Raw genomic sequence first — 20,693 nt, forward strand, 5'->3', positions numbered from 1 at the left:
CTGTGACAGAAACCGAGTTTTTCGCCTCTGATTATTTCACTTGGTACGCCTACGTGGTTGTCGCCGTTTTCTGTTTAGCTATTGGCAGTTTTTTTAATGTGGTGATTTTGCGCCTACCCAAACAAATGCAGCAGCAGTGGACGCGAGATTGCTGCGAGCTTTTGGAGCAGCCAGCCCCCGATGAAAAACCAATAGGCATTGCCTTTCCCAACTCGCATTGCCCTAAATGTAAGGCTCCCATTAGACCGTGGCACAACATCCCAGTCATTAGCTACTTACTGCTAAAAGGTCGTTGCGCCAGCTGTAAAGCCGTTATCTCACCTCGCTATCCGGTTATAGAGCTTGCCACCGCGCTGATCTCCGTTGCTGTGGTAAGCCAACTTGGCTTCAACTGGACGGCTCTCGGTGTGCTTGTGTTTACCTGGGCGCTGCTGATTCTTACCGTTATCGACTTTGATACCCAGCTTTTGCCCGACAGCATTACCCTGCCTTTGCTCTGGTTGGGGCTAATTGTCAATTATTTTGGCCTGATTACAGATTTACCCAGTGCGCTTTGGGGCGCAATCATGGGCTACCTTTCACTGTGGTCTATTTTCTGGCTGTTTAAAATTCTTACCGGTAAAGAAGGCATGGGTTATGGCGATTTTAAATTGCTCGCGGCCTTGGGCGCCTGGATGGGGTGGCAAATGCTACCTTTGGTGGTCATTCTGTCATCGTTTGTGGGGGCTGTCATTGGTATTGGTCTTATTGTGATCAAGGGGCGCGATAAAAACATCCCCATCCCTTTTGGCCCTTATCTAGCCATTGCCGGCTGGATCGCCATGCTATGGGGCAGTGAAATGACTCGCTCCTATTTGCAGTTTGCGCATATCGGTTAATAATCTGAGCGTTCATGGGTAAACCTTTTTGTGTGGGCTTAACCGGAGGAATTGGCAGCGGTAAGAGTGCGGCGGCCTGTCTATTCGCCGAGCTGGGCATTGCCATTATCGATGCAGACGTTATCGCTCGAGAGGTCGTAATGCCTGGTGAACCGGCGCTAAACACCATCACTGAGCATTTCGGTGAGACAATCTTAACCGCAGAGCAAACACTCGACCGACGTCAATTACGCGCGATTATTTTCCATGACCCAGTCCAAAAAACATGGCTTGAATCGCTGCTCCACCCAGCGATTCGCCAACGAATTATTACACAGCTCGGCAGCGCTCTAAGCCCCTATAGCTTGCTTGTGTCGCCTCTTTTATTAGAAACCAATCAGCACACACTCACCGACCGGATTATTGTGATTGACTGCCCTGAAGCACTGCAGGTTGAGCGCGCTCAAATCCGTGACAACACCAGCGCCGCCCAAATTAAAAGCATTATGGCCACTCAAATGTCACGTCAAAAAAGGCTACATTTAGCCGATGATATTTTGCACAACCACGGCAATTTGGCCGACTTACACACTCAAATACTGCAACTGCATAACCAATATTTGGCATTAATACCATGAATGATAATACTCAGCCCATTAAGCTCGCCTGCCCCACCTGTCAAAAAAAAATATTTTGGAGTGATGAGTTCCCGCACCGACCTTTTTGTTCGGAGCGTTGTAAATTAATCGACTTAGGGGAATGGGCTAACGAAAATCATCGTATCGCCGGAGAAGATGCCAGCGCGCAAAACGATGAGTTAGAGGATAGATAGACAAGTCAGCGAACATACCTGCTCAGTGATTACCACCAAGCACTGATCGCACCGATACCTTGAGCGCCTGCGGCTTTAGCTTGTACCAGGTCATGTTGTACCAAGCCCCCTAGGGCATAGACCGGCAGCTTGGCGGTGCGCACCAGATCGGAGAACTGAGACCATCCTAAAGCTTGCTCTTGCGGGTGGGAGGCGGTTACTTGCACCGGGGAGAGCGATGCATAGTGAACCCCTAAAAATTCTGCTCGATGCAGCTCTCGGCGATTGTGGCAAGAAGCACCCACCCAACAACTCTTCGGTAACTTGCTCGCGGCTTGTAATTGCGCTGAACTCATGTGCAGCCCATCAGCCCCCAATAAGCTCACAATATCTATGGCCGAGGCATGATTTAACAGCACACGAGCGCCATGAGTTTGACAAATCTCTACCGCCAATTGAGCCAAGGCTTTATAGTCTTGGTTATTAAGATGGTGAGCCCGCACTTGCACCATAGTGATGCCGGACGCTAACGCCTTTTGCAGCCGATCAGTAAAATCTTGCAGGCAGATAAAATCACCGGTAATTAGGTAACTCTCAGGCAACTGTAACGCATTAATGATAGGATAATTTGCGGCTGGAAACGCATATTGATAAAGCTTTTGTGGGGCCACCCAACAAATTGGCTGTCCTTCTTTACCGCGGGCTAGTCCGCGCCAAGAATTCACCCTGTGAACTTGCAGGCAAACTTGCTTATCGGGGTAATCGTGGAGGATTTCAATAACCGGGACAGTGGCATCCACCCGAATATCAAGCTCTTCAAACAATTCGCGGTCTAGTGCTTGTAAAAGCGTTTCACCAGCTTCAACTTTTCCCCCGGGAAACTCCCATAACCCACCTTGATGGGTATGATCTGGTCGCCTGGCAATTAATATTCGCCCCTCGGTATCTTGCACCACTCCGACGGCAACCTGAACTCGTTTCATAACCGCTTAGGTTCGATAATCAGCGTTGATTCGCACGTACTCATAGGACAAGTCCGTGGTCCACAACAGCTCTTGGCACTCACCGCGCCCCAGATCAATAGTGATTGTAATTCGTTCGCCATCCATCACTTGTTGCCCCTGAGCTTCGGTATAGCTGGCCGCCCTACCACCTTGTTCGACAATCAGTACATCGTTAAGTAACACACGAACCTTACTTGCATTGAGGTCGCTCACACCAGCATAGCCAATAGCTGCAACTATTCGCCCCCAGTTAGGGTCAGAAGCAAACAGCGCGGTTTTAATCAAAGGAGAGTGGGCCACGGCATAGGCCACTTTTAAGCATTCTTCGTGATTGGCACCACCTTGCACATCAATGGTGACAAACTTTGTGGCACCCTCTCCGTCAGCAACAATCATTTGCGCCAATTGTACACACACATCGGCAATAGCAGCTTTTAACGCAGCGTAGTCTTGGCTATCGACACTTGTAATTCGGGTATTGCCCGCCTTACCCGAAGCCATCAACATACAGGCATCGTTGGTCGATGTATCGCCATCGATGGTGATGCGGTTAAACGACAAGCCAGCTACCTCACATACCAGCTGTTGCAATACGGCTTGATCAATGGCGGCATCTGTCGCGATAAACCCCAGCATGGTGGCCATATTGGGGTTTATCATTCCCGAGCCCTTGGAAATACCATTAATGGTCACGGTTCGACCTGCTAACTCAAGCGTGGTGGTAGCGCCCTTAGGGCGGGTATCGGTGGTCATAATGGCCCGAGCTGCACGATCCCAAGCATCTTCCTTGGTACTTTCTACGAGCAACGGCAGAGCAGCCTGCATTTTATCAACCGGCAAATGCTCCCCAATAACCCCTGTTGAGAAAGGTAAGACTTCACTTTCTGACAAAGCGTAATGTTGCGCTAAAGACCTACATAATTGCAGAGCTTCTTGACGGCCTCTCTCACCGGTACAAGCGTTAGCATTACCGGAATTAATCAGCAATAAACGCGGGCTAGCCTTTTCCAAATGTTCACGGCATAGCGTAACCGGTGCTGCGCAAAAAGCACTTTGGGTAAACACACCAGCGACACTGGCACCGTCGGGCAACGCAAAGATAAGCATATCATCGCGCCCGGGACTTTTAATGGCCGCCCCCGTAACGCCAATTTCAACGCCTGCAATTGGCGGCATGCAAGGAAAAGAAAGCTCACCGACAGCCATGTTTATCTCCGTTAACTCAATTTACCGTGACATTGTTTGTACTTCTTACCTGACCCACAAGGACACGGATCGTTACGGCCGACTTTGCGCCCCTCGCGGGTCATCGGAGCTGCACCTGGCTGTCCAGCCGAGGGCGCTTCAGACTCGCCCCCCATAGCGGATGCCTGCTCGTGTTGCAATTGCATTTTACTGCGGGCTTGCTCTTCCATTTCGCGCCGGCGTAGTTCCATCTGCTCCAACTGCTCTCGGGTATAGGGCTGAAAGCGAGCAAGGACAACAACCACTTCTCGCTTAACCGTAGACAGCATGTCCTGGAAAAGATAAAACGCTTCGCGCTTATACTCTTGCTTGGGGTTTTTCTGTGCGTAAGAACGTAGGTTAATCCCCTGGCGCAGATGATCCATACTGGATAGCTGCTCTTTCCACGCGGTATCCAACACCTGCAACATAATTTGTTGCTCGACCGGGCGCATAGCATCTGGGTTACCTGCAGCCTCACCCACTGCGGCACACTTGGCATCATAAGCGGCTTGGACATCCTTAAGGATTCGCTCACGCAAAGTGTCTTCGTGCAGATTGTCATCTTCATCCAGCCATTGTTTGACCGGCAATTTCAAGCCAAAATCAGACTCTAGCTGTTTCTCAAGTCCTGCTACATCCCATTGATCTTCAATGGACTGTGGCGGTATATGCGTACTGATCACCTCGTCGACCACATCGGCGCGAACATTGGTTATGGTGTCAGAGATGTCACCGGCCTCAAGCAATTCATTGCGTTGCTGATAAACAATTTGACGCTGGTCATTTGCCACATCATCAAACTCTAGCAATTGCTTACGCATATCAAAATTACGCCCTTCTACTTTCCTTTGCGCTTTTTCAATAGCGTTATTGACCATGCGGTGCTCAATCGCCTCGCCTTTATCCATACCCAGGGCCTGCATAAAATTACGCACCCGGTCCGAGGCGAAGATACGCATCAGGTTATCTTCCAGCGATAAATAAAAGCGGGTAACCCCTGGGTCACCTTGACGACCGGCCCGCCCACGCAACTGGTTATCAATGCGACGCGATTCGTGGCGCTCTGTGCCGACAATATGTAATCCGCCCGCAGCAATGACTTTGTCGTGACGCTCTTTCCAGTCTGCTTTGATTGTATCGATTTGGTCTTGGATGGGGTTATCGAGCTGCGCTACCTCAGACTCCCAATTGCCCCCCAAAACAATATCAGTACCACGACCGGCCATATTGGTCGCAATAGTCACAGCACCTGGGCGGCCAGCCTGGGCAATAATTTCCGCTTCTTTCTCATGGTATTTTGCGTTCAACACCTGATGCGGCACTTTGCTTTGCTTCAACCGTTTAGACATCTCTTCCGAGGTTTCAATCGATGCGGTACCTACGAGAACAGGTGCATTTTTAGCCCGGAACTCTTCCACATCCTGTACGATGGCATCGAACTTCTCTGCGATGGACAAATACACCAAATCGTTTAAGTCATCGCGTTGCGTGGGCCGGTTAGAAGGAATAACCACAACATCCAGGCTGTAGATTTCCCTAAACTCAAACGCTTCGGTATCTGCCGTGCCGGTCATGCCCGACAGGGTGGAGTACAAGCGGAAATAGTTTTGAAAAGTAGTCGATGCCAAGGTTTGGCTTTCGCTTTGAATCTGTACGCCTTCTTTGGCTTCAATCGCCTGGTGTAAACCTTCTGACAACCGACGACCTGCCATTGTGCGGCCTGTGTGCTCATCAATCAGCACTACTTCATTGTTTTGCACAATATATTCAACATCACGATTGAACAGTGCATTCGCGCGCAGTGCCGAATTGACATGATGCAACAAACTTAGATTGGCAGCAGAGTACAGACTTTCTTCCTCAGACAGTAAGCCGGCCTTAATCAATAGCTCTTCTACATGCTGATGACCTTGCTCGGTCATTTCAACTTGGCGAGCTTTTTCATCAACATAGTAGTCGCCATCTTCTTCGTCTTCTTTTTGACGAGTCAGGTTAGCAATTAACTTATTCATACGCTGGTACATTTCCGAGCTATTTTGAGCCGGACCAGAGATGATTAATGGTGTACGTGCCTCGTCAATCAAAATGGAGTCGACTTCATCCACCACAGCAAAGTGTAGAGGGCGCTGAAACTTATCGGCTTTTGACAGCGCCATGTTGTCACGCAAATAATCAAATCCGTATTCGTTATTGGTGCCGTAAGTAATATCGGCCTGATAAGCCGCGCGCTTTTGCTGCGGATCTTGGCCCGAGACAATAGCCCCAACATCCATACCTAGGAAATTAAACAAAGGCGTCATCCAGGCCGCATCGCGTGTGGCCAAGTAGTCGTTCACTGTTACGATGTGAACACCCAAACCGGTTAGTGCGCGCAGGTAGGCAGGCAAGGTGGCCATCAAGGTTTTACCTTCACCGGTGCGCATCTCGGCAATACAACCTTCGTGCAATGCCATACCACCGATAAGCTGAACATCGAAGTGTCGCATTCCCATGGTGCGCTTACCTGCTTCGCGCACGGTGGCGAATGCTTCTGGTAGCAAAGCATCAAGTGACTCGCCATTTTCATGGCGTTGCTTGAACTCAGCTGTTTTCGCCTTGAGCTCCTCATCGCTGAGTGCTTGTAATTGCTCTTCTAATGCGTTGATACGCACAACTGTCTTGCGCATGCGCTTTAGCACGCGATCGTTTTTAGATCCCAATATGAATTTAGTAATCTTGCCTAACATCTAACACATCCGTACAAAAAATAATAATTGGGCGCTAGCCAAGGCAGCACCAAGCGTGAAGGTATAGTGAAAACAGGTGGGCTTTTATCGCAGGGTGCGATGAATATAGGAGGAGGGGTCAACCGCACGGCCATTTTTGTAGACTTCAAAATGCACATGCGGGCCGGTAGAGCGGCCAGTAGAACCCATTAGAGCAATGACTTGCCCTTTTTTTACAACATCGCCAACTTCAACCGAGTTAGCCTTATTGTGTGCGTAACGCGTAGAAAAGCCATTGCCATGGCTTATTTCCACTAGATTGCCGTAACCGTGGCGATCAGCAGACCAAGTCACCACTCCAGAGGCAACGGCAATAATATTGGAATCTTCTTTACCGGCAAAATCGACACCACCGTGCCAGGCGACCTTCCCAGTGAAAGGGTCGGTACGGCGGCCAAAGCGCGATGACATCCAGCCTTTTTCGACCGGACGGCCAGCGACAAATATGTCTTCTTTTAATCGGCGATTTACCAGCAGCGCATCGAGTGTTTCTAGCTGTTGTTCACGGTTGGCAATTTGACGCGATAAGTCATCAATAGCGGTAAGAAAGTCGGGCGCCGCGTAGGCATCGCCCAGCAACTCACCCTCAGGCCCACCGATAGCGGGCTTTTGGCTGAAATCGAATTCACCTTGGTCAAGCTTAGCAATGGTGGTTAAGCGTTCGCCCAAAGCATCTAGGCGAACCAGACGCGCCTGTAATTCAGCGACCTTTAATGTCAATGCGGCAACTTCAGCCTGTGCTTGACGGCGGCTTTCAAAGACCTGTTCTTTTTGCTCAGCCAGCGCCATTTGCCATGCTTGGCGCGACTCAACCGAAAATAAATTGCTATTATTTTGTGCTACGAGGAAGTGGTAACCTAGAACACCTGCCACCGCCGGCATTCCCAAAATACACACGGATAAAACAGCACGAGTCCACCCTCCCAGCGTAATGCTGCGAGTATGGCCGTGTCGTTTGCTTACCAATATAATTTTCATGTGTATTTTGTATGGGCTGAAGGATTAGCAAGTAATCACTAACCTTGGCCTCCACCCCTACTTTAATTAGCTGCCTAAATTTGTAATAGCGACATGCGACGCTCATTTCCGTTAACTATATAAAAAAGGCCCGCTAAACACAATCAGCGGGCCTTTTTAGGTATTTTTTCACACCGCCAATAATGGCTTCATATAGGAGATCGGGGCGGCATTTTCATCATCGAACGTCACCACCTCCCACGCGTCAGGCTGAGCAATAAGTTGCCGCAGAGACTTGTTGTTGAGGGCATGACCCGATTTATGTGCTTTAAATTCACCGATCAGGCTATTGCCCAGCAGGTAAAGGTCGCCAATAGCATCGAGTACTTTATGCTTTACAAACTCATCTTCGTAACGCAGCCCATCCTCATTGAGGATTCGGTACTCGTCAACTACGATGGCATTGTCAACACTGCCGCCCTTGGCCAAGCCCTTAGAGCGCAGATACTCTATTTCGTGCATAAAACCAAAGGTTCGGGCGCGGCTAACTTCTTTCACAAATGAGGTACTGGAGAAATCTACCGAGGTTTCCAGTGAGCGGTCTTGAAAGACCGGATGATCAAACTCTATCGAGAAGGTCACTTTAAAACCGTCAAATGGCACAAAGCTGGCTGATTTGTCGCCATCTTCTACCGTGATCGGACGCTTGATACGGATAAATTTCTTTGCGGCAGCCTGCTCCTGAATACCCGCCGATTGAATCAAAAACACAAACGGACCAGCACTGCCATCCATGATTGGCACTTCAGGCGCACTGACCTCAACAATCGCATTATCAATCCCTAAACCGGCCATTGCTGACAGCAAATGTTCCACGGTCGATACCTTGACGTCATCCTTGACCAAGCTAGTAGAGAGGGTGGTATCGCCGACGTTTTCGGCCTTAGCTTCAATTTCCACGACTGGGTCTAAGTCGACCCGTCGAAAGATGATGCCAGTATCCACTTCGGCGGGAAGTAACGTAAGGAACACCTTTTGACCGGTATGCAGGCCCACGCCGGTAGCGCGGATTGCATTTTTAAGGGTACGTTGTCTGATCATTGTTTGAGTCTGGCTCTCGTTTGCGATGACGGGCATATAGTTGAAACGGCTACAAAGCCCGATACCGAGTCATAGCCACTGTATCGGGCACCATAACTCACAGCAATATGACATTGCCCGTAAATTACGGCTGTAAAAGCGGAACTATAGCACAAAATGCTAAATGTCCACCAGTAACAGCCACTTTGGCGCCCAAATGTGGTGCAAACACGCTGTCACACCCTGTTAATCGCCAACCTTAGGCCACGGATCAGTCTGCCTGGCGCCGTAAAAAAGCTGGAATATCAAGATATTCCATATCTTTATCAGCAGCGGGCGCTGCATCACTCTGACCGCCGGGGCCATTGCGCATAATTGTCGGGCGATCCAGAGCTGAGTAATCGAGCTGGCCATCTGGGCGACGGGTGTTATCCACCACGACTTTAGTAGGCGCTTTTGCCGCTTGTGCGGCGCCTAAACCCGTAGCCACAACTGTGACACGCAGCTCATCAGTCAGTTCCGGATCAATCACCGTACCCACCACTATCGTGGCGTCATCCGATGAAAACTCAGCGATGGTATCGCCGACTTCTTGATACTCACCCAAAGATAAGTCCATACCGGCGGTAATATTCACCAGAATACCGCGTGCGCCCTGCAAGTTAACATCTTCCAGCAAGGGACTGCGAATAGCCGCTTCCGCCGCTTCGCGAGCGCGGGTTTCACCTTCCGCGTGCGCGGTGCCCATCATAGCCATGCCCATTTCAGACATCACCGTGCGTACGTCAGCAAAGTCTACGTTGATCATGCCGGGGCGTATAATCAAATCCGCAATACCTTGTACTGCTCCTTGCAACACGCTATTGGCCGCTTTAAAAGCGTCTAGCAAACTGGTGGCTTTACCCAGCACAGATAAAAGCTTTTCATTAGGGATGGTAATCAGCGAGTCAACTCGCTCTTGCAGCTCTTTAATGCCGGCGTCCGCCACTAACATACGCTTGCGCCCTTCGAAAGGGAAAGGCTTGGTAACTACCGCCACCGTCAGTATGTCCAAATCGCGCGCGACTTCGGCAACGATAGGGGCCGCACCGGTGCCGGTACCACCGCCCATACCCGCTGCAATAAACACCATATCCGCACCGCTCAACACCTCAGCAATACGTTCACGATCTTCCATCGCTGCATGTCGACCCACCTCTGGATTGGCACCCGCACCCAAGCCTTTGGTCATACTGTTACCCAGCTGTAAAGCAACCCGGGCATCAATATCTTTCAGTGCCTGCGCATCTGTATTGGCACAGATAAACTCCACACCTTCGACATTATTTCCGATCATGTGCTTAACGGCGTTACCACCGCCGCCACCGACACCGATCACTTTAATAACTGCATTTTGTGGCATGCTATCGACTAATTCAAACATGACGTTCCCCTCTCTTCCATATTAAATCAAAAATTAAAATTCACCTTGAAACATTTTTTTCAGTTTAGCGAGCAGGTTAGGCTCGCTTTCACTGGCCGGTGTGGCAGAGTGTTCACCCTGGTGTTGCTTTAATGCGTATTGCAATAGCCCCACACCGGTAGAATAAATAGGATTGTTCACAATATCGGATAAGCCCGTAATATTTTGTGGGGCCCCCAGGCGCACCGGCATATGAAAAATTTCCTCTGCCAGCTCAACAACGCCTTCCATTTTTGCGGTACCGCCCGTCAGCACAATGCCCGCGGGAATCATATCCTCAAACCCACTGCGACGAACCTCGGCTTGCACCAACGTAAACAGCTCGTCATAACGCGGCTCGACCACTTCAGCCAGGGCCTGGCGAGACAAGTTGCGAGGTGCGCGCTCGCCAACACTCGGCACCTTAATGGTTTCATCAGGGCCTGTTAATTTAGCCAACGCACAAGCGTATTTTATTTTTATCTCTTCGGCATTTTGAGTAGGTGTACGCAAGGCCATGGCGATATCATTGGTAACTTGATCACCTGCTATTGGAATGACACCCGTGTGACGAATCGCACCATCGGTAAAGATAGCAATATCGGTTGTACCGCCGCCGATATCCACAATGCAAACCCCAAGCTCACGCTCATCGTCGGTTAATACCGAATAGCTAGACGCTAATTGTTCCAAAATGATGTCTTCAACATCCAGCCCGCAGCGCCGAATACATTTATCGATATTTTGCGCAGCATTGACCGCACAGGTCACCAAGTGCACCTTTGCCTCTAAGCGAACGCCACTCATCCCTAAGGGCTCTTTAACGCCTTCTTGATCGTCAATCAAAAACTCTTGCGGCAAAATATGTAGGATCTTTTGATCTGCAGGAATGGCTACGGCTTGTGCGGCATCAATCACCCGGTCTATATCCTGGGTATAAACTTCGCGGTCTTTAATCGCCACAATACCGTGCGAATTCAAACTGCGAATATGGCTACCGGCAATACCCGCATAAACAGAATGAATTTGACACCCTGCCATCAATTCCGCCTCTTCTACGGCTCGCTGTATGGAGTGGACTGTCGACTCAATATTGACCACCACACCTTTTTTCAAACCGTTTGAGCGGCAAGAGCCAATACCAACAATTTCCAAATCGCCTTCGGGTGTAATTGCCCCGACTATGGCCACCACTTTGGAAGTGCCGATATCCAGCCCAACAATCATTTTATTGTCGTTAGAGCCTGCCATTATTTGGACCTCTTTTCCCCAAATCTTTATGTGTTGTCATGGGTCTTAACCCGCCACTTCAACGGACACGTTATAACTGTCCGACCAAGCCACCGCCAAACCATTGGCATAGCGTAAATCCACACGTTCAACAGCATCAAATCGCTGCACTAAATATTCGTCATACACTACTAAAAACCGCTGTACTTTTTCAGGCAACTGATCTTTTCCCAGCATGAGTTGCACACCACCATCCAGCTTAACGGTCCAACTCCCCAGCTCGTCCACCCACAATTGACGAACACCTAAATTGCGCGAACGAACCATTTGCGACAAATCTTGAAACTGACGCATAATTTTTTCTGAATCTTGCTCTCGCCCATCCAACACCGGCAACTCTGCCAAGCCTTGCACCTTATCGGTATGAATAACTTGTCCACGTTGATTCAGGTACCCCGCTTCACCCCACACCGCTATCGGTGTCTGCTCAATGATGGTGACTCGTAAAGTACGTGATAAGCCACGCGCTACAATCGCCCTTTCAACCCATGGGTGCTGCTCTATCAATTTTTTTAGTTGCGCAATATTAAGGTTGACGAAATCTTGATTAATTGCCTCCCCAATCAATCGGCTCGCCTCGTCACGTGACAAGTGCTTAAACTCACCTTCAACTTTGACCGACTCTACCGGCTGTTGAACACCGTGCTGCCAAACTTTATCACCGTAAAAATAAGCACCAACTATGCTAGCAACGACACACCCTGCCAGCACCAGCCGCCCCAGCACCTTCACTAACCCAGCCATGCGACCGGAATAAATTTCGGCCCCACGTCTAGGGGTTGCTTGGCGTATATTTCTAGAGCGATTAGCGGGCTTATTCATCCGGCCAGAGTCTCTTCTAGAATGGCCAATGTGAGCTCAGAAAAATTCAGCCCTTTCGCTTTGCCCGCCATTGGCACCAAAGAGTGCTCGGTCATTCCGGGCACCGTGTTCACCTCCAACATATAAAAATTACCGTTGGCATCAGCCATCACATCCACCCGCCCCCAGCCGCGACAACCAATCGACTGGAACGCGTTTAACGCCAAGGATTGCAAAGTTTCCACTTGCTCATCGCTCAAGCCACAAGGACAAATATATTGTGTATCACCCGTGACATATTTAGCCTCAAAATCATAAAAAGTATGCCCCGTTTCCAATTTTATGGGGGGCAAAGCCCTATCGCCTAAAATGGCCACGGTGTATTCAGCGCCTACAATGAGCTTCTCTGCGATGACCAAGCCATCGTACTCAGCAGCCAATTGATAGGCTCGATGTAAAGCACTCGCCGTATTCACTCTTGACATGCCAATACTTGAACCTTCATGGGCGGGCTTAACCATAACGTCGCCACCCAATCTTTCTATTACCGCGGCCCAATCGGTATCGTCATCAAGAACTGCAAAATCAGGTGTCGACACGCCCATGGCCTGCCACAACTGCTTGGTTCTGAGTTTATCCATAGCAATAGCCGACGCCTGAACTCGACTCCCGGTAAATGGTATTTCTAGGTACTCTAAAACGGCTTGAATTTTACCGTCTTCACCTCCGGGGCCATGCAATGCAATAAATGCTCGATCTAACTCGGCAGCCTGCAATTCCACGATGCTGTTTTTACCAATGTCGATACCCACACAATAAACACCCTGCCCTTCCAGCGCCGACTGTACTGCCGCACCACTTTTCAGAGAGATTTCACGCTCAGCCGAGTTGCCACCGTACAAAACGCCAACTCGACCGTATTTTTGTGTATTTACTTCCGACACTGAATAATTTCCTTCACTATCACTAATTAATAAGTTGACGCTTGGCCAACTCAACCGCCAGAGCGCCGACATTACCGGCCCCCTGAGTTATGACAATATCCCCAGCTTGTACAACATCTTGAATAACAGCGGGCACACCATCGACGCCCTCAACAAAAATGGGGTCGATTAGGCCTCGGTTGCGAATACTTCGACATAAAGTACGGCCATCGGCACCGGGCACGGGCTCTTCGCCGGCGCTGTAAACTTCAAGCATTACCAGAGCATCGACCCCTGATAACACGTCGACAAAATCTTCGAATAGATCGCGCGTGCGAGAAAAACGATGCGGTTGATATACCATCACCAAACGCCGGTCTGGCCAACCATCACGAATGGCTTTAATAGTGGCGGCCACCTCTCGAGGATGATGACCATAATCATCCACTAGCATAGCGTTGCCTTCAGAAACCGGAAACTCGCCATACACCTGAAACCGCCGCCCAACGCCAGTGAAGCTTTCCAAGCCCTGCACTATTGCCTGTGGACTCACCCCTTCATCCAAGGCAACTGCAACAACCGCCAAGGCGTTTAATATGTTGTGCTCACCTGGAATATTAATTTTGACACTTAAGGGTTCACTCAAACCTGAACCCACGACATTAAAAGTCGATAGCATTTTATTTTGATGAACATCGATGGCACGTATATCGCAATGCTCAGAAAAGCCATAGGTGACTACCGCACGCGACACATCATTCAGAATCTCTTGCACTACGGGATCATCACCGCAGACCACAGCCACACCATAAAATGGCAAGTTATGCAGAAACTCGACAAAGGTTTGCTTGAGCTTGGAGAAATCTCCGCCATAAGTATCCATATGATCGGCATCAATATTAGTAACCACAGCGACCATTGGCTGCAAATGTAGAAACGATGCATCGCTCTCATCAGCTTCGGCTACTAAATACCGGCTTTCGCCCAGCTGGGCATTACTGCCTGAGCTATTCACGACCCCACCAATTATATAGGTGGGGTGTCTATCCGCTGCAGCCAGCACCGACGCCATTAAACTGGTTGTGGTAGTTTTGCCGTGCGTGCCGGCCACAGCAATACCGTGCCGATAACGCATTAATTCCGCAAGCATTTCTGCACGACGAACAATAGGGATACGTTTATCGCGTGCCGCCACCATCTCAGGGTTGTGCTCTCCCACCGCACTAGAGTTCACCACCACATCAACACCGGCAACATGGGATGCACTATGACCGATAAATATCTGTGCACCCATTAACTGTAAACGCTCAGTGACATCGGATTTTTTTAAATCTGATCCAGAAATCTCATATCCTTGATTTAACAGCACTTCGGCAATACCACTCATGCCTGCGCCCCCAATACCAATAAAATGAATACGGCGAATACGGCGCATCTCTGGAACTTCGTAATAGGTTATGGACTTATCCATTCGCCAATTCCTCAATCTGATTTGCCACACTTTGCACCGCTTCAGGGCGATCCACTTTTCGCGCATTTTCTGCCATGCCTAAAAGTGTTGAGCGCTTAGCGCAGTGCTGGTGCAGCAAATCAGCTAATGTTTGTGAGTTTAAATCGCGTTGTGCCACACTGAGTGCAGCGCCGCCCCCGGCTAATACGGCGGCATTATGCGTCTGGTGGTCATCAATAGCGCTGGGTAAAGGCACAAGTAAGGCGGCCACCCCTGCCGATGCCAGTTCTGCCACTGTGAGCGCCCCGGCCCGGCAAATAACATAATCAGCCCATCCATACGCTTCACTCATATCTTCAATAAAAGGCTCAACTTTCGCCTTTACTTGGGCTTTCACATAAGCGGCTGATGTTATCTCAACATGCTTGGCGCCACACTGGTGACGAATTTGTGGACGCTGACTCTCCTCTATTAATGCAACGGCGCTAGGCACTAACTCATTAATAGCTAACGCCCCCAAGCTCCCTCCCAGCACCAATAGTCGCAAAGGCTCTTCTCCACGCGCGGCGTATCGCACACTCGGCTCTGGCAGAGCCTGAATACTCGCTCGAACTGGATTACCGACCCACAGACCTTGCGCGAACACATTTTCAAATCCGGTCAGTGTTTTAATGGCCACACGGCTCAAAATTTTATTCGTTGTACCGGCAATGGCATTTTGCTCATGAATCACCAAAGGAACACCCAAAAGCTTTGCAGCAACACCTCCGGGGCCAGATGCAAATCCACCAAAACCAACTACCACATCCGGCTTTAAACTCTTTAAAACTTTTAATGACTGAACAATAGCTCGCCCAATAAAAAATGGGGCCTTTAACAATCCTAAGAGCCCTCGGCCACGAACGCCTTCAACGCTGAGGTAGTCGATATCAATATTCGCCTGGGGCACTAAACGTGACTCAATACCCGCTTTTGTTCCCAGCCAAGATACAAGTACTTGGCGGCGACGCAACTCATCAGCGAGAGCGAGCGCAGGAAACACATGGCCACCGGTACCACCAGCCATAATAACCACCCGTGTCATGACATTTCTCCTGCAACCATTGACTCTCGTCGCAAGCGCGATGGATTAGTCACAGCTGTTTGCGTCTGCGGCACCACATTGGCTTCCATCGATGCTCTCATCACCAAGGCCAACATCGAACAACAAATGATCAAGCTACTACCGCCGTAGCTAATAAACGGTAAGGTCAAGCCTTTAGTGGGCAGTAAGCCACAAGACACTCCCACATTAATAAACACCTGCAGCGACAAAACAATTGCCACACCAAAACAGGCATAGGCATAAAAAAATAAATGTCGATTGTAGCAGCGGCTGGCAATTGTCAAAGTGCGTTTTATAAGCCCGGCAAATATTGCCAACAACAATACACAACCTATTAACCCGATTTCTTCGGCAATAATGGCAAAAATAAAATCGGTATGAGCCTCAGGTAAAAAAAACAACTTTTGTACACTATTACCCAAGCCAACACCAAACCACTCTCCACGTCCAAACGCGATTAATGACTGGGTCAGTTGATAGCCTGAATTAAATTGATCTGCCCAAGGATCTAAGAATGTCACCAACCGTTTCAATCGATATGGACTAGCAACTGCCAGCGCAGCCAGCATCCCCAAAGCACCCAGTGCCATAGGTAAAAAATACCTAAGCTTTAAACCTGCAATAAACATTATGGCGATGCTGGTCGCACCAATCACAACTGTGCTGCCAAAATCCGGCTCCAGTATTAAAAGGGTAAGTAACCCCCCCAACACAGCAATTAGAGCACCAAACTCCTTCCAACTGCTAACAGCCACTGGCTGACGTCTCGAAAAATAACTGGCGAAGAATATAATCACCGCAAATTTAGCCAGCTCTGAAATCTGCACCGCAAAAAACCCAAAGCTAATCCAGCGTTGCGAGCCATTCACTTTTTTCCCAATACCGGGGATTAATACAACAACCAAAAGCATTATCGCTACAATTAACAGGGGCACACCCAGCTTTTGCCAAAGCTCACCCGGCACTAAAAACACAACCGCTGCACTGGTGACCCCCATAACGAGAAAAATTATGTGGCGCTCCACAAAATAAAACGCATTGCCATAGTACGCCGAAGCAAAGGCAATAGAAGCGGAGGCCACCATAACAATACCCACAGACACCAACGCGCCCCATAAAAGCAGAAGCTTCCAGTCTGGTTCACTAGCGGGCAAAAGCGGCTGCCACTTAACCATTCGCAGCCTCTCCCACCCAGCGGGAGAAAATTTCCCCGCGCTGAATATAATTATCGAACTCATCAAAACTTGCACAAGCCGGACTTAAGAGCACGCTATCTTTGGGTTGAGCAAACTTTCGGGCAGAGTCAAAGGCCTCAGCCATACCGACCACTTGCACCAAACCAGGCACCCCCTGTAAAGCCTCTGCCAATAACGATGCATCTTGGCCGTATACAATCACATGGCGAGCCTGTTGCATTAACACAGGCTTTAACGCTGAAAAATCAGCATCTTTGGCTACTCCGCCCAACAGAACTACCAACTTTGCCGGGGGATTAGCCAATCCGTTAATAGCGGCCAAGGTGGCACCGACATTGGTGCCCTTAGAATCATTGATAAACTTAACGTCGTCGATAACACCAACGGGCTCACAGCGATGAGGTAAACCTCTAAATGAACGCAACGCCTGAACCATAGCCTCTTGCGTGAAGCCTGCCGCTTTGCCTATAGCTAATGCAGCCAGTGCATTATCGACATTATGACTGCCGACAATACTCAACTCGCCGACCGGCATTAAAGGAGTGAGCTGATCGCAAAGCCATGCTTCCCCTTCACGCACCTGCAGCCCCATATTTTTAAAGTCAGCACTGCCTCCGAAAGAGGTGACCGTTACATCCGCTGCAATTGGAGGATGGGTTAAAATATCACGTCGATTGACAACCACCTGCTGCGCACCAAAATACACTCGTTGTTTAGCCGCATGATAGGCAGGTATGGAGTCATATCTATCCATATGGTCGGGACTGATATTGAGAATGCTGGCAACCTGCGCACCGAGCTTGGATGTAGTCTCCAACTGAAAGCTGGATAACTCCAACACATACAACTCTATGGCATCATTCAATAAATCCAGCGCAGGCGTGCCTAAATTTCCACCGACAGCAACATTTACCCCTTGCGCCTGGGCCATTTCTCCCACTAATGTGGTGACCGTACTTTTAGCATTTGACCCGGTAATAGCGATAATGGGAGCTTTTGCATGTTGCACAAATAGATCGATATCACCCAACACTGCCACGCCCTGTGCTTTCGCCAGCGCCAGCCGTGGCTCTTTCAGACTCACCCCTGGGCTGACAATAATTTCGTCCATGGACAAGAGCAACGACTCATCCCACGAGCCAAACTCACAATGCACATCGGGAAACTGCTCAGCGATAAGGGTGGCATTGGGTGGCAGTTCGCGTGTATCAAAAAACGTAAAACGCTGCCCTGATTCTTGCAAAAAGCGCGCAACAGACAGGCCGGTAATTCCGGTGCCTATAACTGCTACGCATCTACTTGTTGCAATCAACTCACTCACGCTTAACCTCAACGTAATTTCAGTGTCGCCAGCCCAAACAGGACCAACATAACGGTGATAATCCAAAACCGCACAATCACTCGTGGTTCCGGCCAACCTTTCAACTCAAAATGGTGGTGCAGTGGCGCCATTCGAAAAATTCGTCGGCCGGTCAATTTATATGAACCTACTTGTAAAATCACCGAGACGGTTTCCATAACAAAAACGCCACCCATAATAAAAAACACTATTTCATGACGCACGATGACAGCAATAATGCCCAGTGCAGCGCCCAGCGACAGCGCGCCCACATCACCCATAAACACCTGTGCGGGATAGGTGTTAAACCAGAGAAAACCTAAACCCGCGCCGCACAACGCAGCGCAAAAAACCACCAGCTCACCACTGCCAGGCACATGAGCAATATGCAGGTACTGTGCAAATTCAAAGTGCCCAGTGACATAGGCAATCACACCGAGAGCACCCGCCACCATCACCGACGGCATAATGGCCAAGCCATCTAAACCATCGGTTAGGTTCACCGCGTTACTTGACCCGACCACGACAAAGTAGGTCAGCACCACATAAAAAACACCCAACTCCAACGCAAAGTCTTTCAAAAAGGGTAAAAACAATTGAGTTTCTACCGCTTCCGTTGCAGTCATATACAAAAAAACGGCGGCACCAACACCCCCAACCGATTGCCACAGGTATTTCCAGCGCGCTGGTAACCCACGCGAATTTTTTTGTACTACTTTTCGGTAATCATCCACCCAGCCCACAGCACCAAACACTGCGGTCACCATCAACACTACCCATACATATCGATTTGCCAAATCAGCCCACAACAAAGTACTGATAAAGATAGACGCCAGAATTAAAGTACCACCCATGGTCGGCGTGCCCGACTTGGTCAGATGCGATTGAGGTCCGTCGTCTCTCACTGACTGCCCTATTTGCAACTGATTCAATTTACGAATCATCCAGGGGCCCATTAACAATGAAATGCCTAAGGCGGTCATAACACTCAAAATAGCGCGCAACGTCAGGTACTGAAACACAAAAAAGTGACTGTTGTATTCTTGTAAGTTTTCAGCCAACCAGAGCAACATTAGATATCTTCCCCGCGAATCAATGCCTCGGCGACTAAGTCCATACGCGCGCTACGAGAGCCTTTAATTAATACAGTGCAGTCGCTGTCAGTCATCACACATAATAAATGACTGATAAGATCATCCTGCGTCTCAAAATGTTTACACGGCCCATCAAAGTGTTCCGCCACAGCCTTTGCCATTGAACCGATAGTAAATACAGCTTGTAGGGATTTTTCTGAAGCGTATGCACCTATGTCGGCATGATGCAAATAGGACTCATCACCCAGCTCACCCATATCTCCCATAACTAAAATATTCGCACCTTTAATCTCTGCCAAAACATCAATTGCCGCACGCACCGAACCTGGATTGGCATTGTAGGAGTCATCAATAATGGTACTGCCATGAGGGCCCGCGCAAAACTTCATTCGCCCATCAACCGGATTAAACCGAGCAAGCCCCTCAACAATAGATTCATCTCGGGCTCCAACAGCATAAGCGCAGCAGGCTGCAGCTAAGGCATTGCGAACATTATGGTAACCACTAACCGGAAGTTGTACTGGTAAAGTGCGCCCCAACAATTGCAAATCAAAGCTCAAACCACTGGCTGAAGTTTGAATATTCGATGCATAACAGTTGGCCTGGGTATTGTTCAGCGAGAATGTAAGCAGTGTTCGTTTTTTGATCTGCGACAACCACTGACCGGAAAACTGGTCATCGATATTAATCACACAACAACCATCAGCTTTAACACCCTGATAAATTTCACCTTTGGCTTCCGCCACTCCCTCTAGAGAACCAAACCCCTCTAGATGAGCAGGCATAACATTATTGACCAAACCGACATCAGGCAGGGCAAGTTCACACAAGTAAGCTATTTCGCCAATGCTACTTGCTCCCATCTCGACAATCGCAAAACTCTCATCGCCCGATAAACGCAGTAACGTAAGTGGCACACCAATATGATTATTGAGGTTACCTTGAGTCGACAGCACAGGGCCTTGCTCACGCAAGATACCATCAACCATTGTTCGAACCGTTGTTTTACCGCTGGAGCCTGTAACTGCAATTACCGGGCCGGTAAAACGTTGGCGATTAATACGAGCCAATTCACCCAACCCCAATACAGTGTCGTCTACTTGCAACTGAGGTAAATCACAATCGGGGTCAACCGTATCAACCAAGGCACCTACAGCCCCTTTTTCTTGTACTTGCTGCAAATACGCATGGCCATCGAAATTGGGGCCGCGCAGTGCGACGAAAAAATCACCCGCTTTTATTTTGCGCGAATCAATACCCACTTGTTGAAAGGGCTGACTGTTACCAGTAGCAAGAGCCGCTGCATAGCGAGAAAAATCATCGCGCAATTGAGCAATTGTCATAGTGCCAATC

General features: G+C 49.2%; 18 protein-coding genes. 3 read left to right on the forward strand and 15 right to left on the reverse strand.

Going from position 1 to position 20,693, the window contains the following annotated elements; genetic code table 11:
* Nucleotides 1–2: 2 nt before the first annotated feature.
* Genes Q4563_RS06575 through yacG form a run of 3 tightly spaced genes read left to right on the forward strand, consistent with a single transcriptional unit; the run spans nt 3 to nt 1,689 of the window.
* Entirely contained in the window at nt 3–878 is an 876-nt protein-coding gene (locus tag Q4563_RS06575; RefSeq protein ID WP_442903732.1) for a prepilin peptidase, read from the forward strand.
* A gap of 14 nt (nt 879–892) precedes the next feature.
* Nucleotides 893–1,495 (forward strand): dephospho-CoA kinase, encoded by a 603-nt coding sequence (coaE, locus tag Q4563_RS06580; protein ID WP_303604014.1) that lies wholly within the window; start codon nt 893–895, stop codon nt 1,493–1,495.
* Nucleotides 1,492–1,689: a DNA gyrase inhibitor YacG gene (yacG, locus tag Q4563_RS06585; RefSeq protein WP_303604015.1), complete on the forward strand. Its 198-nt coding sequence runs from the start codon at nt 1,492–1,494 to the stop codon at nt 1,687–1,689. Before coaE ends, yacG begins: the two co-directional genes overlap by 4 nt.
* A 29-nt stretch (nt 1,690–1,718) precedes the next feature.
* Here yacG and Q4563_RS06590 read toward each other — a convergent pair whose 3' ends face one another.
* The 15 genes from Q4563_RS06590 to Q4563_RS06660 all read right to left on the reverse strand — a co-directional run bounded on the left by Q4563_RS06590 (nt 1,719) and on the right by Q4563_RS06660 (nt 20,683).
* Nucleotides 1,719–2,651, reverse strand: coding sequence for a Nudix family hydrolase (locus tag Q4563_RS06590; RefSeq protein WP_303604016.1), 933 nt, complete (start codon nt 2,649–2,651; stop codon nt 1,719–1,721).
* A 6-nt stretch (nt 2,652–2,657) separates the two neighbouring features.
* A complete protein-coding gene (argJ, locus tag Q4563_RS06595) occupies nt 2,658–3,878 on the reverse strand; it encodes a bifunctional glutamate N-acetyltransferase/amino-acid acetyltransferase ArgJ (protein WP_303604017.1) in 1,221 nt (406 codons plus the stop codon).
* Nucleotides 3,879–3,889: 11 nt separating this feature from the next.
* Entirely contained in the window at nt 3,890–6,625 is a 2,736-nt protein-coding gene (gene secA / locus Q4563_RS06600; protein WP_303604018.1) for a preprotein translocase subunit SecA, read from the reverse strand.
* A gap of 84 nt (nt 6,626–6,709) precedes the next feature.
* Nucleotides 6,710–7,642: a M23 family metallopeptidase gene (locus Q4563_RS06605; protein ID WP_215975818.1), complete on the reverse strand. Its 933-nt coding sequence runs from the start codon at nt 7,640–7,642 to the stop codon at nt 6,710–6,712.
* A 168-nt stretch (nt 7,643–7,810) separates the two neighbouring features.
* Nucleotides 7,811–8,722, reverse strand: a complete 912-nt coding sequence (gene lpxC / locus Q4563_RS06610; RefSeq protein WP_215975817.1) for a UDP-3-O-acyl-N-acetylglucosamine deacetylase — start codon at nt 8,720–8,722, stop codon at nt 7,811–7,813.
* Between the two features lie 250 nt (nt 8,723–8,972).
* The gene (gene ftsZ, locus Q4563_RS06615) at nt 8,973–10,124 is read right to left on the reverse strand and encodes a cell division protein FtsZ (RefSeq protein ID WP_215975816.1); all 1,152 of its coding nucleotides are present in this window, start codon (nt 10,122–10,124) and stop codon (nt 8,973–8,975) included.
* 33 nt (nt 10,125–10,157) lie between these two features.
* Entirely contained in the window at nt 10,158–11,393 is a 1,236-nt protein-coding gene (gene ftsA / locus Q4563_RS06620) for a cell division protein FtsA (RefSeq protein ID WP_215975815.1), read from the reverse strand.
* Between the two features lie 45 nt (nt 11,394–11,438).
* Entirely contained in the window at nt 11,439–12,254 is an 816-nt protein-coding gene (locus Q4563_RS06625; RefSeq protein ID WP_215975814.1) for a cell division protein FtsQ/DivIB, read from the reverse strand.
* Nucleotides 12,251–13,177, reverse strand: coding sequence for a D-alanine--D-alanine ligase (locus Q4563_RS06630; RefSeq protein WP_303604019.1), 927 nt, complete (start codon nt 13,175–13,177; stop codon nt 12,251–12,253). The genes Q4563_RS06625 and Q4563_RS06630 overlap by 4 nt, the downstream gene beginning before the upstream one ends.
* A 22-nt stretch (nt 13,178–13,199) precedes the next feature.
* Nucleotides 13,200–14,627 (reverse strand): UDP-N-acetylmuramate--L-alanine ligase, encoded by a 1,428-nt coding sequence (murC, locus tag Q4563_RS06635; protein ID WP_215975812.1) that lies wholly within the window; start codon nt 14,625–14,627, stop codon nt 13,200–13,202.
* A complete protein-coding gene (gene murG, locus Q4563_RS06640; protein ID WP_215975811.1) occupies nt 14,620–15,690 on the reverse strand; it encodes an undecaprenyldiphospho-muramoylpentapeptide beta-N-acetylglucosaminyltransferase in 1,071 nt (356 codons plus the stop codon). The genes murC and murG overlap by 8 nt, the downstream gene beginning before the upstream one ends.
* Nucleotides 15,687–16,886 carry a putative lipid II flippase FtsW gene (ftsW, locus tag Q4563_RS06645; protein WP_303604020.1) on the reverse strand — a complete coding sequence of 400 codons (1,200 nt, stop codon included), beginning with the start codon at nt 16,884–16,886 and terminating at the stop codon, nt 15,687–15,689. The genes murG and ftsW overlap by 4 nt, the downstream gene beginning before the upstream one ends.
* Nucleotides 16,879–18,228 carry a UDP-N-acetylmuramoyl-L-alanine--D-glutamate ligase gene (gene murD, locus Q4563_RS06650; protein ID WP_303604021.1) on the reverse strand — a complete coding sequence of 450 codons (1,350 nt, stop codon included), beginning with the start codon at nt 18,226–18,228 and terminating at the stop codon, nt 16,879–16,881. The genes ftsW and murD overlap by 8 nt, the downstream gene beginning before the upstream one ends.
* 8 nt (nt 18,229–18,236) lie before the next feature.
* On the reverse strand, nt 18,237–19,319 hold the full coding sequence (mraY, locus tag Q4563_RS06655; RefSeq protein ID WP_215975808.1) for a phospho-N-acetylmuramoyl-pentapeptide-transferase: 1,083 nt from the start codon (nt 19,317–19,319) through the stop codon (nt 18,237–18,239).
* Complete coding sequence (locus Q4563_RS06660; RefSeq protein WP_303604022.1) at nt 19,319–20,683, reverse strand: UDP-N-acetylmuramoyl-tripeptide--D-alanyl-D-alanine ligase; 1,365 nt, start codon at nt 20,681–20,683, stop codon at nt 19,319–19,321. The genes mraY and Q4563_RS06660 overlap by 1 nt, the downstream gene beginning before the upstream one ends.
* Nucleotides 20,684–20,693: the final 10 nt, after the last annotated feature.

The sequence above is a fragment of the Gilvimarinus sp. 1_MG-2023 genome, from assembly GCF_030548285.1.

Coding starts and splice junctions, on each gene's coding strand:
- ftsA (WP_215975815.1), bottom strand. CDS start 11,393: ATGGCAGGCTCTAACGACAATAAAATGATTGTTGGGCTGGATATCGGC.
- Q4563_RS06660 (WP_303604022.1), bottom strand. CDS start 20,683: ATGACAATTGCTCAATTGCGCGATGATTTTTCTCGCTATGCAGCGGCT.
- lpxC (WP_215975817.1), bottom strand. CDS start 8,722: ATGATCAGACAACGTACCCTTAAAAATGCAATCCGCGCTACCGGCGTG.
- Q4563_RS06625 (WP_215975814.1), bottom strand. CDS start 12,254: ATGAATAAGCCCGCTAATCGCTCTAGAAATATACGCCAAGCAACCCCT.
- Q4563_RS06605 (WP_215975818.1), bottom strand. CDS start 7,642: ATGAAAATTATATTGGTAAGCAAACGACACGGCCATACTCGCAGCATT.
- murC (WP_215975812.1), bottom strand. CDS start 14,627: ATGGATAAGTCCATAACCTATTACGAAGTTCCAGAGATGCGCCGTATT.
- murG (WP_215975811.1), bottom strand. CDS start 15,690: ATGACACGGGTGGTTATTATGGCTGGTGGTACCGGTGGCCATGTGTTT.
- ftsZ (WP_215975816.1), bottom strand. CDS start 10,124: ATGTTTGAATTAGTCGATAGCATGCCACAAAATGCAGTTATTAAAGTG.
- secA (WP_303604018.1), bottom strand. CDS start 6,625: ATGTTAGGCAAGATTACTAAATTCATATTGGGATCTAAAAACGATCGC.
- argJ (WP_303604017.1), bottom strand. CDS start 3,878: ATGGCTGTCGGTGAGCTTTCTTTTCCTTGCATGCCGCCAATTGCAGGC.
- mraY (WP_215975808.1), bottom strand. CDS start 19,319: ATGTTGCTCTGGTTGGCTGAAAACTTACAAGAATACAACAGTCACTTT.
- ftsW (WP_303604020.1), bottom strand. CDS start 16,886: ATGGTTAAGTGGCAGCCGCTTTTGCCCGCTAGTGAACCAGACTGGAAG.
- Q4563_RS06590 (WP_303604016.1), bottom strand. CDS start 2,651: ATGAAACGAGTTCAGGTTGCCGTCGGAGTGGTGCAAGATACCGAGGGG.
- yacG (WP_303604015.1), top strand. CDS start 1,492: ATGAATGATAATACTCAGCCCATTAAGCTCGCCTGCCCCACCTGTCAA.
- coaE (WP_303604014.1), top strand. CDS start 893: ATGGGTAAACCTTTTTGTGTGGGCTTAACCGGAGGAATTGGCAGCGGT.